This is a genomic window from Pseudomonas sp. NPDC089569 (assembly GCF_050280625.1).
GTDB lineage: Bacteria > Pseudomonadota > Gammaproteobacteria > Pseudomonadales > Pseudomonadaceae > Aquipseudomonas.
This window is the reverse complement of the sequence record NZ_JBNNVQ010000018.1, coordinates 19,788-34,530: the sequence shown is the minus strand read 5'-3', so window position 1 is coordinate 34,530 and position 14,743 is coordinate 19,788. Positions and strand designations below refer to the sequence as shown.

Annotated in this window: 18 protein-coding genes; 14 read left to right on the top strand and 4 right to left on the bottom strand. The window is 59.2% G+C overall.

Translation table 11 applies throughout. The features are described 5' to 3' along the window. The first annotated feature begins 1 nt into the window (after nt 1). Nucleotides 2-1,159: a phospholipase D-like domain-containing protein gene (locus ACQKP2_RS10975; RefSeq protein ID WP_427576302.1), complete on the top strand. Its 1,158-nt coding sequence runs from the start codon at nt 2-4 to the stop codon at nt 1,157-1,159. Between the two features lie 141 nt (nt 1,160-1,300). Here the strand turns inward: ACQKP2_RS10975 and bglX are convergent, their stop codons facing one another. After that, a complete protein-coding gene (bglX, locus tag ACQKP2_RS10970) occupies nt 1,301-3,592 on the bottom strand; it encodes a beta-glucosidase BglX (protein WP_427576300.1) in 2,292 nt (763 codons plus the stop codon). A 273-nt stretch (nt 3,593-3,865) separates the two neighbouring features. Here bglX and ACQKP2_RS10965 point away from each other — a divergent pair, with 273 nt between their 5' ends. From ACQKP2_RS10965 to ACQKP2_RS10940, 6 genes are all read left to right on the top strand, one after another. Then, entirely contained in the window at nt 3,866-4,471 is a 606-nt protein-coding gene (locus ACQKP2_RS10965; protein ID WP_427576298.1) for a LemA family protein, read from the top strand. A gap of 58 nt (nt 4,472-4,529) precedes the next feature. Next, nucleotides 4,530-5,276: a TPM domain-containing protein gene (locus ACQKP2_RS10960; RefSeq protein ID WP_427576296.1), complete on the top strand. Its 747-nt coding sequence runs from the start codon at nt 4,530-4,532 to the stop codon at nt 5,274-5,276. Nucleotides 5,277-5,319: 43 nt separating this feature from the next. Next, nucleotides 5,320-5,937, top strand: a complete 618-nt coding sequence (locus ACQKP2_RS10955) for a TPM domain-containing protein (RefSeq protein ID WP_427576294.1) — start codon at nt 5,320-5,322, stop codon at nt 5,935-5,937. Between the two features lie 134 nt (nt 5,938-6,071). Beyond that, nucleotides 6,072-6,374: a helix-turn-helix domain-containing protein gene (locus ACQKP2_RS10950; protein ID WP_427576292.1), complete on the top strand. Its 303-nt coding sequence runs from the start codon at nt 6,072-6,074 to the stop codon at nt 6,372-6,374. Then, on the top strand, nt 6,361-6,717 hold the full coding sequence (locus ACQKP2_RS10945; protein ID WP_427576291.1) for a putative holin: 357 nt from the start codon (nt 6,361-6,363) through the stop codon (nt 6,715-6,717). Before ACQKP2_RS10950 ends, ACQKP2_RS10945 begins: the two co-directional genes overlap by 14 nt. Continuing rightward, a complete protein-coding gene (locus ACQKP2_RS10940; protein WP_427576290.1) occupies nt 6,714-6,998 on the top strand; it encodes a phage holin family protein in 285 nt (94 codons plus the stop codon). Before ACQKP2_RS10945 ends, ACQKP2_RS10940 begins: the two co-directional genes overlap by 4 nt. A gap of 20 nt (nt 6,999-7,018) precedes the next feature. Here the strand turns inward: ACQKP2_RS10940 and ACQKP2_RS10935 are convergent, their stop codons facing one another. Continuing rightward, nucleotides 7,019-7,444 (bottom strand): helix-turn-helix domain-containing protein, encoded by a 426-nt coding sequence (locus ACQKP2_RS10935; RefSeq protein WP_427576288.1) that lies wholly within the window; start codon nt 7,442-7,444, stop codon nt 7,019-7,021. Nucleotides 7,445-7,744: 300 nt separating this feature from the next. Between ACQKP2_RS10935 and ACQKP2_RS10930 the strand changes: the two genes are divergently transcribed. From ACQKP2_RS10930 to ACQKP2_RS10920, 3 genes are all read left to right on the top strand, one after another. Beyond that, on the top strand, nt 7,745-8,023 hold the full coding sequence (locus ACQKP2_RS10930) for an ogr/Delta-like zinc finger family protein (RefSeq protein WP_427576286.1): 279 nt from the start codon (nt 7,745-7,747) through the stop codon (nt 8,021-8,023). Between the two features lie 2 nt (nt 8,024-8,025). After that, nucleotides 8,026-8,388: a hypothetical protein gene (locus ACQKP2_RS10925; protein WP_427576285.1), complete on the top strand. Its 363-nt coding sequence runs from the start codon at nt 8,026-8,028 to the stop codon at nt 8,386-8,388. Between the two features lie 134 nt (nt 8,389-8,522). Further along, the gene (locus ACQKP2_RS10920; protein ID WP_427576283.1) at nt 8,523-9,737 is read left to right on the top strand and encodes a class I SAM-dependent methyltransferase; all 1,215 of its coding nucleotides are present in this window, start codon (nt 8,523-8,525) and stop codon (nt 9,735-9,737) included. A gap of 212 nt (nt 9,738-9,949) precedes the next feature. On the opposite strand, the gene ACQKP2_RS10915 is transcribed toward ACQKP2_RS10920, so the two are convergent. Continuing rightward, a complete protein-coding gene (locus ACQKP2_RS10915) occupies nt 9,950-10,840 on the bottom strand; it encodes a DMT family transporter (RefSeq protein ID WP_427576281.1) in 891 nt (296 codons plus the stop codon). Between the two features lie 282 nt (nt 10,841-11,122). Between ACQKP2_RS10915 and ACQKP2_RS10910 the strand changes: the two genes are divergently transcribed. The 3 genes from ACQKP2_RS10910 (at nt 11,123) to ACQKP2_RS10900 (ending at nt 12,532) form a co-directional block, all read left to right on the top strand. Further along, entirely contained in the window at nt 11,123-11,704 is a 582-nt protein-coding gene (locus tag ACQKP2_RS10910; protein WP_427576279.1) for a DJ-1/PfpI family protein, read from the top strand. Nucleotides 11,705-11,718: 14 nt separating this feature from the next. Continuing rightward, nucleotides 11,719-12,024, top strand: coding sequence for a ribbon-helix-helix domain-containing protein (locus ACQKP2_RS10905; RefSeq protein WP_427576277.1), 306 nt, complete (start codon nt 11,719-11,721; stop codon nt 12,022-12,024). Nucleotides 12,025-12,187: 163 nt separating this feature from the next. Continuing rightward, nucleotides 12,188-12,532: a YegP family protein gene (locus tag ACQKP2_RS10900; RefSeq protein ID WP_427576275.1), complete on the top strand. Its 345-nt coding sequence runs from the start codon at nt 12,188-12,190 to the stop codon at nt 12,530-12,532. A 57-nt stretch (nt 12,533-12,589) separates the two neighbouring features. Here ACQKP2_RS10900 and ACQKP2_RS10895 read toward each other — a convergent pair whose 3' ends face one another. Then, nucleotides 12,590-13,609, bottom strand: a complete 1,020-nt coding sequence (locus ACQKP2_RS10895; RefSeq protein ID WP_427576274.1) for a DUF4917 family protein — start codon at nt 13,607-13,609, stop codon at nt 12,590-12,592. A 153-nt stretch (nt 13,610-13,762) separates the two neighbouring features. Here ACQKP2_RS10895 and ACQKP2_RS10890 point away from each other — a divergent pair, with 153 nt between their 5' ends. Then, on the top strand, nt 13,763-14,671 hold the full coding sequence (locus ACQKP2_RS10890; RefSeq protein ID WP_427576273.1) for a LysR family transcriptional regulator: 909 nt from the start codon (nt 13,763-13,765) through the stop codon (nt 14,669-14,671). The last annotated feature ends 72 nt before the right edge of the window (nt 14,672-14,743 follow it).

Here is a 14,743-nt window from a genome sequence, read left to right as displayed (position 1 = left end):
CATGGCCGGCCCGATTTTCCCCTGGCGTGAAGGCAATCACTTTGAACTGCTGATCGATGGTCCGCAGTTTTTTCCGCGCATGCTGGTGGCGATTGCCCGCGCCGAAGAGCAGGTCGAACTGGAACTGTATCTGGTGGAAGCGGGCGCCTGTGCCGAGGCCATGGTGCAGGCGCTGGTCCAGGCCGCCGAGCGCGGAGTGCGGGTGCGTTGCCTGTTCGATGATTACGGCAGCCTCGCCTTTACCCTGGCCCTGCGTCAGCGACTGATGGCCGCCGGGGTGGAGTTGCGCTTCTACAACAGGCTGAGCTGGCGGCGTTGGGTGGGTAACTTTTACCGCGATCACCGCAAGTTGCTGCTGGTGGACCAGAGTCTGGCGGTGGTCGGGGGCACCGGCGTCACCGATGAGTTCTGGACGCCGGGCGAAGACGTGAGCGAATGGCATGAAGTGATGGTGGAAATCACCGGCCCGCTGGTCCTCGACTGGCAACTGCTGTTCGATCGCCAATGGATCGCCAACCGTCATCGTCGTGCATGGAAACCTGCCTCGCATTTCGGTTTGCCGAGGCTGCCCCGTGTACCGTCCAGGGGCGAAGGCATGGGCCGGGTCGCCTATGCCGACGCCCGTCAGCACCGGGACATTCTGCAATCGCTGATTCGCGCCTTGAACAGCGGCCAGCGGCGCATCTGGTTGGCCACACCGTATTTTCTGCCGACCTGGAAGGTCCGCCGTTCGCTGCGCCGTGCCGCCTCGCGGGGCGTGGATGTGCGCCTGCTGTTGACCGGGCCGCGCACCGATCACCCTTCGGTGCGTTATGCCGGACATCGCTATTACCCCAGGTTGCTCAAGGCCGGCGTGCGGATTTTCGAGTACCAGCCGTGCTTCCTGCACTTGAAGATGGTGCTGATCGATGACTGGGTGAGCATCGGTTCATGCAACTTCGATCACTGGAACCTGCGCTTCAACCTCGAGGCCAATCTCGAAGCCCTTGACCCCGGACTGACCCGGGCCGTGGCGGCGAGTTTCGAAACGGACTTTGCCCACAGTCAGCAGGTCAGCCTGGAGGAATGGCAGCGCCGGCCGCTGTGGCGGCGGGTCAAGCAGCGGGTGTGGGGGTGGGTGGACAGGTTGGTGGTGAATCTGCTGGATCGACGCGGATAACCCCGGGCTTTCTGGAAGCCACAAATTACTGTGGGAGCGGGCTTGCCCGCGATGAGGCCATAACATCCAACATCTATGTTGACTGTCAGGCCGCCATCGCGGGCAAGCCCGCTCCCACAGAGTTTTGCAGTGTGTCAGGGATTACAGCAATTCGAAGCTCTGCTGCGTCACGTCCTGAGAATCCAGGCCGATCTGCACGTTGAACTTGCCAGGTTCGGCCGCGTACTTGAGCTGGGCGTTGTAGAACTTCAGGTCGTCCTCGGTGATGGTGAAGTGCAGGACTTTCTGTTCGCCAGCCTTGAGCATCACTTTCTGGAAGTTTTTCAGTTCCTTGATCGGGCGGATCATCGAACCGGCCACGTCCTGGATATACAACTGAACCACGGTTTCGCCGTCACGCTTGCCGGTGTTTTTCACCGTGACGCTGGCATCGAGCTTGCCGGTCTTGTTCAGTGTGGTCGACGACAGCGCCATGTCGCTCAGGCTGAATTCGGTGTAGCTCAGGCCATAGCCGAACGGGAACAGGGGCCCGGTGGTGTCATCGAAGTACTGCGAGGTGTAGTTGCCCGGTTTGCCCGGCGTGAATGGCCGGCCAATGGTCAGGTGGTTGTAGTAGGTCGGAATCTGGCCCACCGAGCGTGGAATGGTGATCGGCAGTTTGCCCGACGGGTTGTAGTCGCCGAACAGCACGTCGGCGATGGCGTTGCCGCCCTCGGTGCCGCTGAACCAGGTTTCCAGGATCGCGTCCGCCTGCTCCTTCTCTTCGAGAATCGTCAGCGGCCGGCCGTTCATCAACACCAGTACCAGCGGTTTGCCGGTGGCCTTGAGAGCACGGATCAGCTCGCGCTGGTTCTCCGGAATGTTCAGGTCGGTACGGCTCGACGACTCGTGGGACATGCCACGGGATTCGCCGACCGCGGCGACGATGACGTCCGAATCCTTGGCCGCTTTCACGGCTTCATCGATCAGCTCGTTGGCCGGACGTGGATCATCCACCACTTCCGGAGCATCGAAGTTGAGGAAGTTCAGGTAATCGAGAATCTTTTTGTCGCTGGTGATGTTGGCGCCACGGGCGTAGACCAGCGTCGATTTGTCACCCAGAGCGTTGCTCATGCCATCGAACAGGGTGACCGATTGCGCCGGGCGACCGGCGGCGGCCCAGCTGCCCATCATGTCGATTGGTGCCTTGGCCAGTGGGCCGACCAGGGCGATTTTCGCGGTTTTCTTCAGTGGCAGTGTTTCGTTGCGGTTTTGCAGCAACACCAGGCTGCGACGGGCCACGTCGCGGGCCTCGGTGCGGTGCAGGCGACTGTCGGCGTAGGTATCGGCCGGGTCATCCTCGGCCTTGCCGATGCGCAGGTACGGATCCTTGAACAGGCCCATGTCGTACTTGGCGTCCAGCACCGCACGCACGGCATTGTCGATGTCGCTCTGCTTGATCTCGCCGGATTTCAACAGCCCGGGCAGCTCCTTGCCGTACAGCGTGTCGTTCATGCTCATGTGGATGCCGGCCTTGATCGCCAGCTTCGCGGCTTCGCGGCCATCGGCTGCCACGCCGTGCTTGATCAGTTCGAAAATCGCGCCGTGATCGCTCACAGCCAGGCCCTTGAAGCCCCATTGCTTGCGCAGCAGGTCGTTCATCAGCCAGGTATTAGCGGTGGCCGGTACGCCGTTGATCGAGTTCAGCGCGACCATCACGCCACCGGCGCCGGCGTCGATCGCCGCACGGTAGGGGGGCAGGTAGTCCTGGTACATCTTGACCGGGCTCATGTCGACCACGTTGTAGTCGCGGCCGCCTTCGACGGCGCCATACAGGGCAAAATGCTTGACGCTGGCCATGATGCTGTCGGCGGCGTTCGCGCCGCTACCCTGGAAGGCCTTGACCATCACCCCGGCGATACGCGACACCAGATAAGTGTCCTCGCCGAACCCTTCGGAGGTGCGTCCCCAGCGCGGGTCGCGGGAGATGTCGACCATGGGCGCGAAGGTGATGTCGAGGCTGTCGGACGCGGCTTCCTTGGCCGCGATGCGCCCGGACAGGCCAATGGCGTCCATGTCCCAGCTCGAGGCCAGGGCCAGCGGGATCGGGAAAATGGTGCGGTGGCCATGGATCACGTCATAGGCGAAGAACATCGGGATCTTCAACCGGCTGCGCATGGCGGCGTCCTGCATCGGACGGTTTTCCGGGCGGGTGATCGAGTTGAACGTACCGCCGATGTTGCCGGCTGCGATTTCCTTGCGGATCAGCTCGCGCGGCATTTCCGGGCCGATGCTGATCAGGCGCAACTGGCCGATTTTTTCTTCGAGGGTCATCTGCTTCATCAGGTTGCTGACGAAGGCTTCCTTGTTTTCCAGAGGTGCGGGCGTCGTGGCGGCCAAGACGTTATGACTGGCCAGGCTGACGAACAGGCCCAGCAAACACAGCTTCTTCATGAATTGTTTTCTCAAGGGCCCAAGCGGCGATGCACACGCCGGCCAGCCAAAATTTAGGGAGCGTCTATTGTTGTTCGGGTGCCGGCTCAAAAAACGAGAGCCAAAAAACGAGTGCCCAATGGCATTCGAACACCGGATGCGTTGTTTTGCGCAGGGCATCTTTTAGCCCATTGACCCGATGCAATCCAGCGGCGCGGCCGATTATGCCCCAAGAGCCGCTCGAGAGGGTTGCCGGTTGTTTTTTCCATGCAAGGTGAAGGGAGTATCACGCTGATGAATGTTCGACAGACCCGCCGGTCGCGGCTGCAGATCGCCACGTTGCTGGTATTGGCCACGCTGCTGACCGCTTGTGGCATCAATAACATCCCGACGCTCGATGAGCAGGCCAAGGCAGCCTGGGGGCAAGTGCAGAACCAGTATCAGCGTCGTGCCGACCTTATTCCCAACCTGGTGGAGACCGTCAAGGGCTACGCCGCCCATGAACAGGAAACGCTCACGGCCGTCATCGAGGCCAGGGCCAAGGCCACCTCGATACAGGTCGACGCTTCCACGCTGGACAACCCCGAGAAGCTCAAGCAGTACCAACAGGCCCAGGATCAACTCAGTGGCGCCCTGAGTCGCTTGATGGTGGTGTCCGAGCGTTACCCGGACCTCAAGGCCAACCAGAACTTCCTCGCCCTGCAATCGCAACTCGAAGGTACCGAGAACCGGATCAGCGTCGCCCGGCGCGACTTCATTCTCGCCGTGCAGAATTACAACACCGAAATCCGCACCTTTCCCGGTCGTCTGTGGCACAGCGTGATGTACAGCAACCTGCCGGTTCGCGAGACCTTCGAGGCCACGCAAGGGGCGGAAAAGGCACCCGAGGTGAAATTCTGAAGCCAGGCGCATGCCCCGGCAGCGCCTGCAGGGGTGACACCTGTGAATGAGGTTGCCAATGCGAGTGTTTAAATCAGCCCTGGTCCTTCTGCTCTGGATGTTGGCGCTGACGGCCCAGGCTGAATTGAAGTTCCCGCCGTTGACCGGGAGGGTCGTGGATAACGCCCAAATGATCGAACCGTCGGTGCGCGAGCAGCTTGCCCAGCAGTTACAGGCCCACGAGAAAGCCACTGGCGAGCAACTGGTGATCGTGACATTACCGGACTTGCAGGGCACCGACATTGCCGACTTCGGCTATCAACTGGGCCGCTACTGGGGCATCGGCCAGAAAGGCAGGAATAACGGTGCGTTGCTGATCATTGCCCGCGATGAGCGCAAACTGCGCATAGAAGTCGGTTATGGGCTGGAAGATCGCCTGACCGATGCCCAGGCGTCGGTGATCATTCACCAGGTGATCACACCGGCGTTCAAGGCCGGCAATTACAGCAAGGGCATCAGCGACGGGGTGTCGGCGATGCTGGTGGTGCTGGGCGGCAATCCCCTGGACGAGCCCTCGACGGTGTTCGAGTCCGGCGGCGATCCGAATGATGATTTCGTCTCGCGGCATCCGGGACTGTTCGTCTTTTTGGTGCTGTTGTTCATCCTGACTGTTTTTGTCTGCCAGATGCTCGGTATCCTTCCCGCCGGCCGCGGCGGATCGGGTGGCTCCCGAGGCGGTTTCGGTGGTGGAGGCTTCGGCGGCGGTGGCGGCTTCAGCGGTGGCGGGGGCAGCTTCGGGGGCGGTGGCTCGTCGGGCGGCTGGTAACGATACGTGCATAAAAACAATCGCGAACGAGCATTTTCAAGACATGGCATTACTGACTGAACACGAACAGCGCAAAGTCGCCGAGGCCATTGCCCGTGTCGAGCGCGACACCGATGCGGAGCTGGTCACCGTGCTGGCGGCACGGGCCGACGACTATGCATACATCCCGCTGCTATGGGCCAGTCTGCTGGCACTGGTGGTTCCAGGCGTCGTGCATTACCTGACGGGCTGGCTGACGATGCACAGCCTGCTGCTGGTGCAATGGATAGTCTTCATCGTCCTGTGCCTGGTGTTTCGCCTGCCGAAAATCACCACCCACTTGATCCCGCGCTCGGTGCGTCACTGGCGCGCTTCAAATCTTGCGCGTCGGCAGTTTCTCGAACAGAACCTGCACCACACCGCAGGCGGTACCGGCATGCTGATCTTCGTATCCGAAGCCGAGCGCTATGTGGAAATTCTGGTTGACGAAGGCATCTCCAGCCGGCTCGACAACAAGAACTGGGACGCGATTGTCGCCGCGTTCACCCAACAGGTACGGCAAGGGCAGACGCTGCAGGGTTTCGTCAATTGTGTCGAGGCGTGCGGCCAATTGCTTAAAGTGCATGTGCCCGTGACGCAAGTGCGCAACGAGCTGCCGAACCGTCTGGTGGTGCTCGGCTAAGTCCTGATCCAGAGCGCTTTTGTGGCTCGCCCGGATACAACTGCCGCGTGTTGTCCGCCATCGGACCGATCTTCAACATCCCCCTCCAACAGCGAACGCTCTGCAACGGGCGTTCCTTCGTGGAGGGAATACTTATGTCAACGCATCAAACGCTAGACGTCTTTGCCGATCCGGTCGCCACTCGCGGTGAAAATCCGCCACCGGCGCAATTGACCGTGAAGGAGAGGCAAGCCTTGTTGTGGTGCTCCAAAGGCAAGACTTCCTGGGAAATCGCCAGGATTCAAAATTGCTCGGAAGCCACGGTCAATTTTCATTTCTCCAATATCCGCCGCAAATTCGCGGTGCGATCACGTTGTGCCGCAGTGCTCAAAGCCATTGAGTCGGGGGTCATCAGCCAGGGTTCGACTGTCGTTCGAGGTGTCCATGACACTGACTGACTCGGCCTACAACGGTATTGGCGGCCTCATGCTGGGGCTGGGGATCGCGACACTGCCTTCGATCGATGGTGAAGCGCTGTTCGGCGCGGCGCTGGGGGCATGGCTGGTGACCACCACCCGCAGCAACTTCAAGGCCTGGCAGAGAATCGGTTCCTGGATGTTGTCGGCAGGCGTGGGTTATCTATTCACCCCCGTCGCACTGGCGATGGTCCCGTTCCTGACCACGGGCGTGACGGCGTTTTTCTGTGCGCTGATTGTCATCCCCATCAGTATCAAGCTCATGCAATGGATTGATGGCGCCGGTCTTGGCGAAATCATTCGCCATTTCAGGGGGCGAGGATGATGGGCAATGAAATGGCGGCGCTGATTCTTGTGACCGGTGTTGCTCATTTACTGAGTGCATTCAGGCTGGCGTGTTATCAGCGTGATGATAAGGATCACCGTTGGCGTGTCGGTCTGTTGACCAGTCTGCTGGGTGGCATGTCATGTATCGCCGGCATGGACGTATTGCTGGCTTTCGAGCCGGTCAGCCTGTGGCACACCGTTACAAGTGTTTTGTCATGTGTGGTCATTATTCGCAGTGGCGGGAAGATCATTGTGTTGTGGAGTGCCTTGAAGCCATGAACGCTGAGTTGCCTGTAACTTCAAGTTTCGCTCGAGTGTTGTAGCGATGAAAGGATGGAGGCCATTTCCGAAAGTTTGAGTTCCAGGTCACGCAGGCGTCGCTTTTCTTCCAGCGTGTTCTGAATGGCGCAGCGATCGGCTTCGTCAAGCAAGCGCCACAACGCGAGAATGGTGTTCTCTTGTTGAGTGTATTGCTCGGTCTCATTGAACGTTTGGTCTGAAGCGGCACGTCGGATAGGACCCTCACCCAGTAGCAACCAGTCCAGGGAGATGCCTCGAGCTTGTGCAATGTCTACGCATAATGAGTATGGCGTGCTGTCGCGACCTTTCCAGCTGCTAAGGGTTTGCGGGCTGATCTGCAACGCTGAAGACAAAGAAGCGTCAGTTTTAGTGCCTGTAATGAGCTTTAAACGAGCCAGGACGTCTTGTGATTTTTTGCTACGCAATTTGAGCCTCTTCCTTTTGACATATGCTTTTTGAGTGCCTAAGTTATGCGTAATGAGTACTTTTTTTCATTTAAGTAATCAATCATCAACTATGAATCAGAAGAATACGATGTCGAAACTTCCTAATGTTATCAGGGTGATTTCCTACGAGCTTGGCTCGTGCCCCTTACGTAAATACCCGTTACACGTCCCTCTGACTGGCGGGGATTTTTCACCGGGCAAAACTGCCGGGCTCAACACTTCAAACAGTATTGCGTTTGATCAAATCCAGTGCCACCCAATGACCGTCGGGATACCAGCATGAGTACTTATAAAATGGTGTGTCCGCACTGTTTGAGCCGGATGCGTATCCGAACCAGCGAGGGGCGGCATATATTTCTACGGGTGGCCTATTTGCAATGTACGTCGGAAGCCTGTGGCTGGTCGGTTCGCGCCGAGTTTGAAATGACCCACGAACTTTCCCCCAGCGGCATGCCCAATCCTGCGGTGCATCTGCCCTGCGCCGGCCCGGATTTGCGCCGCGCCGCCCGACCCGTCGTGGAAAATGCACCCTCGGCGGACACTCGGCAGGAGTCATAGGCATGGCTGAATCCGATGAGAATCCGGCGTTGAACCAGGAGCTGCTGGCCATTGCCCACGCGTTCCTCGCCCGCCATGAAAGTGAGGGGTTGATCGATGATCAGGTCTTGTTCTGTCGTGCGGTGAAGCATCTGGTAAGTGTGGATGTGCCCATGCATCTGGCGGAAAAACTGGTCAGCCATGCTTATGGAATACTCAAGTCCACGAATGATCGCCGACGGCTGGATATCACGGCGAGCTCTGAAACCGTCGCCGTGATCACTGACCCGGCCAATGGTTTTACCTGGGCGGTACCGGTAGGACTGATCGTCAAATACATCATCAATTCGCCGACCAGTCGCCGACTTCGGTTGGTGGAGCCCTGAAGTTTCAACAGGCCTGTTCAGGTCCTGGGCGGCGTGACCAGGACCTGCGAAAAAATAACCCCGTGCCCAAAATTCCCATCCCCCCTAAAATACCCGGCATTCCCCGATACGCATCGCCCGAGGCCGTTTTTTCCATGTCTGTCAACGCCACTCCCGTCAGCCCCGTACCGGATCATCACGCCCGGTTCATCGACTTGCTGCAGACCAGCCTCGATCAAAACGCCTTTATCAAGCTGGTGCTGGCCAAGTACGTCGGTGATGAAACCGACCTGCAGCGGATTATCGTCAAGGCGGTCACTATCAAGGCACAGCCGTGCCTGAGCTTCGTTTACCGCTACAAGACGCGCGATATCACCCGGAACCTGCCGTTGGCAGAAGGTGTGGCGACCATTGCCGGGCTGTTGCCGGCATCGTTCAAGAATGCGCATTTGTTGTCGCTGACCGATGAAGCCCAGCTCGAATACAGCAAAAAGGGCAAGAGTTCTCTGTTTCAGAGCAAACCCCAGCAATTGCGAGAAGCGCCGTCAGCTGAGCACAATCGCGAGAAAAACCGCTTCCTTGATCTCGGTCGGCCCTTTCTGGCCGATCTCGGTGTGACCAACAAGCAGCATGAGCTGATCCCGGCCATGTCGCGCAAATGGAAGCAGATCAACAAATTCATTGAGGTCTTCAGTCATGCGCTGACTTCATCGCCACTGGCACTGGATAAACCGGTACGCGTGGCGGATTTCGGATCGGGCAAGGGCTACCTGACCTTCGCCATTCACGACTACCTGCGCAATACCTTGAAGGCTGAAGGTGAAGTGACCGGCGTCGAGCTTCGTGAAGACATGGTCACCCTGTGTAACGCAGCTGCGGCCAAACTCGAGCATCCGGGACTGGTGTTCAAATGCGGAGACGTGCGCAGCGTGACGCCGAGCGAACTGGACGTGATGATTGCGCTGCACGCCTGCGACATCGCCACCGACTATGCGATTCATACCGGCATTCGTTCCGGCGCATCGATCATCATGTGCTCGCCGTGCTGCCACAAGCAGATTCGCCTGCAGATCCAGAGCCCGGCGCTGCTCAAACCGATGCTGCAGTATGGCTTGCATCTGGGCCAGCAGGCGGAAATGGTCACCGACAGTCTGCGCGCGCTGTTCCTGGAAGCCTGCGGTTATGAAACCAAGGTATTCGAGTTCATCTCACTGGAACACACCAACAAGAACAAGATGATCCTGGCGGTCAAGCGGGCAGTCCCGGAGGATCCGGCCCCGTTGCTGGCCAGGATTCAGGAATTGAAGGATTTCTACCGGATTACCGACCATTGCCTGGAAACGCTGCTGCGGGCCGACGGTTACCTCTGAATTTTATTTTGTAGGAGCCAGGCTTGCCGGCGAAGGCGTTCTCTTGGCCGCCGCTGAACGCAATGTCCCCTTCGCCGGCAAGCCTGGCTCCTACAGCGAAGGCAATTTCATTGCCGCCGCAAGACGCAAGGCCGCCTTCGCCGGCAAGCCGTGCTCCTACAGCGTTACGCCACAACGCCAATTCGCGGGCACCAACATATCCGTAGCCAGGATCATGCAGCGGCCACGCGTGCCGGGCGCACGCTGGTCTTGCGCCCGAGCATCACCGTGACAATCACTCCGGCGGCGAACAGCCAGGTGATCGGCTCGACGTGTTCACCGAAGAACAGCGCTGAAAAGGCGATGGTGAAGAAGATTTGCAGCAACTGGATCTGACTGACCCGGGCAATGCCGCCCATGGCCAGACCGGCATACCAGGCAAAGAAACCGATGAATTGCGAAAACAGCGAGACGTAGCCAAAAGCCCACCAGGTCCTGGCCGAAATCCCGCCTTGATGTTGCAGCGCCAGATAGACCACCGGTCCGATCAGCAGCGGCGTCGACAGTACCAGGGCCCAGCAGATCACCTGCCAGCCACCCATTTCCCGGGCCAGTCGGCCGCCTTCGGCATACCCCAGTCCGCCCACTGCAATGGCTCCGAGCATCAGCAAATCACCGACCTGAATGCTTCCGGCACCGCTGATCAGTGCATAACCGAGCACCAGTGCACTACCCAATGCTGCGCAGGCCCAAAAGGCTTTCGACGGACGCTCATAGGACAGCCACGCGGCGTACAGCGCCACGCACAGCGGTTGCAGACCGTTGACCAGTGCTCCATGTGACGCCGGCAGCGTTTGCATCGCCCAGGCCGAGAGCACCGGGAAGCCAAGAATGACCCCGGCCGCCACCAGCGCCAGGCCTTTGACCTGTTTCCAGCTCGGCCATTTTTCCCGACGCCACAGCAACAGCACGGCCGCCGGCACTGCTGCGAACAGCGCACGACCCAGGCCATTGAGCAGTGGATGGAGTTCCTGCACGACGATCCGCGTGAAGGGCAGGGTGAGGCTGAAGATGACGACGCCGAGCAGGCCCAGGGCCATGCCGGTGTTTTCGCGGGTGGACATGATGGCAACCGGAATGTTGGGGGATGGGAGAAGCCTTCATCTAGCCATAAAACCGGGGTGGGCCACTGTTACAGCTAGGCGCGGAGTTGTCCGTACAGTTTGACGGCCCCTTCGCGGGCAAGCCTCGCTCCTACGGGGGCAATGTGAATTCTGTAGGAGCGAGGCTTGCCCGCGAACAGCGAACGGTCTGTCAGGTAATAGCCGGCTGTTACCTCATTCATCAGATAAGGACTACCTTGAATACTCCTGCATGCCTACGCATTTTCCAGAGGAGTCTTCACCATGGCGGCTAAAAAAATTCTGATGCTGGTCGGCGATTACGTCGAGGATTATGAAGTGATGGTGCCGTTTCAGGCCCTTTCGATGGTCGGACATGTGGTGCACGCGGTATGCCCGGACAAAAGTGCCGGTCAGATCGTACGCACAGCCATCCATGACTTCGAAGGCGACCAGACCTACAGCGAAAAACCTGGTCATCTGTTTGCCTTGAATTTTGATTTTGCCAAGGTCAGCGCCGCCGACTATGACGCCTTGCTGGTGCCCGGTGGTCGTGCACCGGAGTACCTGCGTCTGAACGAAAAAGTCCTGGAGCTGGTTCGTGCTTTCGATCAATCCGGCAAACCGATTGCCGCCGTGTGCCACGGTGCCCAGCTGCTGGCGGCGGCAGGCATTCTGGAAGGGCGTGAGTGCAGCGCTTATCCGGCGTGTGCTCCCGAAGTGCGTCTGGCGGGCGGGACGTACATCGATATTCCGGTGACGGACGGCCATGTTCAAGGCAACCTGGCCACGGCACCTGCCTGGCCGGCCCACCCAAGTTGGCTCGCCGGTTTCCTCGGGCTGTTGGGCACCAAAATCACGCTGTAACGAGGGATCTTTCGATGTGCGAGCTCTACGTCAAGGCCGACCCGATCCTTTATGAATCGCGCTCCCGATCGCTGCGTATCTGCGGGGTCGTGACCACCCTGCGTCTGGAAAACCAGTTCTGGGACATCCTCAGCGAAATCGCCGAAGTCGACGGCATGACGACCAACCAATTGATCGCCAAGCTGTACGAAGAGGTGATGGATTATCGCGGCGAGGCGGTGAATTTCGCCTCGTTTCTGCGGGTGAGCTGCACACGGTATCTGAGTCAGCGGCGGGCGGTGGCGCCGCCGTTGTCGGTGATTCGCTCGGTTGTGAATTAGAAAGTGCGCGTCGCCCCTTTCGCGAGCAGGCTCGCTCCCACATTGGATTGCATTTTCGTGTGGGAGCGAGCCTGCTCGCGAAAGCGTTCTTGAAGGCGACAGAAATATCTCTCTGGTCTTTACTCTGAAGCGCGCTACCTCCCAATCGCCCAGGAGCACGAGCATGTCCGGATGGTACGAAGTGAGTAAAAGCAGCAGCGGTCAATTCAGGTTTGTGCTGAAGGCGGCCAATGCCGAAACCATACTGACCAGTGAGCTGTACACGACCCACTCTGCGGCCGCGAACGGCATCGCGTCCGTCCAGGTCAATAGCCCGCTGGATGAGCGCTACGAACGGAAAGCCACCAAGGATGGGCATCCTTATTTCAATCTCAGAGCGGCTAACCACGAAATTGTCGGCAGCAGTGAGGCTTACTCTTCAGACGTTGCAATGGAAAAAGGCATTGCCAGCGTAAAGGCCAACGGGCCGACCAAAGTGATCAAGGACAAGACCCTGCCGGTGCTGTGAACACAAAACCAACACCGGACCCTGTGGGAGCGGGCTTGTCCGCGAAGGCACCCGCCACTAATCCTCGACCGGAACAGCCAGTTTCGGGTTACCGAGCGCATGCGTCTTCGAATCAAAAAAACGCAATTGGCATCCAGTGTCCTCGAACACCTTGGCGTAATAGCGTTTCTGATGCTGGATAAATGCCTTGCTGCGAGGGTAGATCGAGATGGCCACGACCTTCGGCTTCGCCTGGCGCAAAGCGTGCACGATATGGTTGTCCTGCTCGCCCAGTGCATGCCCGAAAATGCACAAGCCGTCGCCGTGGCTGAGCAGCTGGTCGTAGCAGAACGACAGATAATCCGAGCTGCGAATGGTCTTGAGCTTGTCTTGCGTCGGGCCTTCGTTGACGAACAGCGGCACGTCGTCGAGGGTCCTGATTGTGTTGTTGATGGCGAAATTGCCCAGCAACGTACCCTCGGTTGACATCAGTTTGCGCGCGGTGCCGTCCTGATTGCGCACCAGATGCAGGCCGCCATGCAGGTAGAGCAAGCGAGTCTTGTCGGTATGGGTGGCGCTCAGGTCGAACGCGGGCTCGGTGCCCTGAAACAGATCGGTGATCGCCTCGGGTTGTTGCTCGATGGCCCAGTAACTGAGCAAGTCATAGTTGGTGGTGAACACCGTGCGATAGGTGCCCAGTTCCTGACCGATTGTCGAAAGCGTCGAGGGCTCTACCAGCCGCCATGGAATGTGCACGGCGTGCACGGTGTTGATCAGGGCTTCCTTGATCGCGTAGTAACGATTGCGCGGCGCGGCGGAGCTGACGGCCAGGGCCTTGTTGACCCGGCTGGTGGTCTTCAGGGCGCTGAGCACCTGCTCGAAACTGCGCGTTTGCATCGCATCGAACACGCTCAGCTCGGACGGGCTCAGGGGTTTTTCTTCGACGGTGCGGGCATTTTCGAACAACGAGTCGTAGCCGAAGTCGTCCCACACCGCCCGGCTGGCGCCGTTGCCCACCAGCAGGCCACCGAACGCAGCGCTCGTGCGCAGGGTGTTCCAGTCTTCAAGGTTGGCATCGACATCCTGGATATCGGTCATTGCGATCAAAGTCTCAAAACAAGGGAAGCGAATGGGTGGCGACTTTATCACGGGGGGCATGCAGATTTTCCATCCTGCGTTTCAACCCGCCACGGCCTGAATGAAGAACGTTATGCTGCTGCTTTGCCCGAGACCCACATCGCCGAGCCCTCCATGCTGCAGAAAAGCCTGATCCGCCGCCTCGACCTGATCACCCTGCAACTGTTTGTCGCCGTCCACGAAGAGGGCACGCTGACCCGTGCTGCGTCGCGCGAGGCGATTGCGGTGTCGGCGGCGAGCAAGCGCTTGATGGAGCTGGAGCAAGCGCTGGATATCAGTCTGTTCGTGCGCCAGGCCAAGGGCATGACGCTGACCCCGGCCGGCGAAACCTTGTTGCATCACGCCCGGCAGATGTTGTTCAACGTCGAGAAAATGGGGCTGGAACTGGGCGAACACAGCCATGGCGTGCGCGGTTATGTGCGGATGCTCGCCAACCTGTCGGCGATCATCCAGTTCCTGCCGGAAGATTTGCGGGATTTCTCCGAACGTCATGCGCAGGTCAAGACCGACCTTGAAGAACGCCCCAGCGCCGGGGTGATTCAGGGCGTGCTCGATGGCGTGGCCGACCTCGGGATCTGCTCGGCCGACAGTGACGTCAAAGGCCTGCACAGCGTGTTGTACCGCCAGGACAAACTGGTGGTGTTGATGCCGGCGCACCATGCCCTGGCGAGCCGCTCGAGCCTGGCGTTCGCCGATACCCTGGACAGCGATTACGTCGGGTTGCATGCCGCCAGTTCGATCAACATGCGCACCCATGCCGCGGCGCGGCAGGCTGGAAAGGTGTTGCGGGTTCGCATTCATGTGCCTGGGTTTGATGCCATGTGCCGCATGGTTCAGGCCAACATGGGCATCGGTGTTCTTCCGCAGAAGGCCTATGAGTTGTTTGGCAGGGCATTGGGATTGCACGCGGTGCCGTTGATCGATGACTGGTCGGACCGTGCGTTGATATTGGTGGTACGCGATGAGGCCATGCTGTCGCCGGTGAGCCGGCTGTTGTTTGATCACTTGCGTGGGGGTGACTGAGTTTTTGGGTTGGGTCAGCGGGCCCCATCGCGAGCAGGCTCGCTCCCACAGAGGATGTGTGTGGGCCACAGT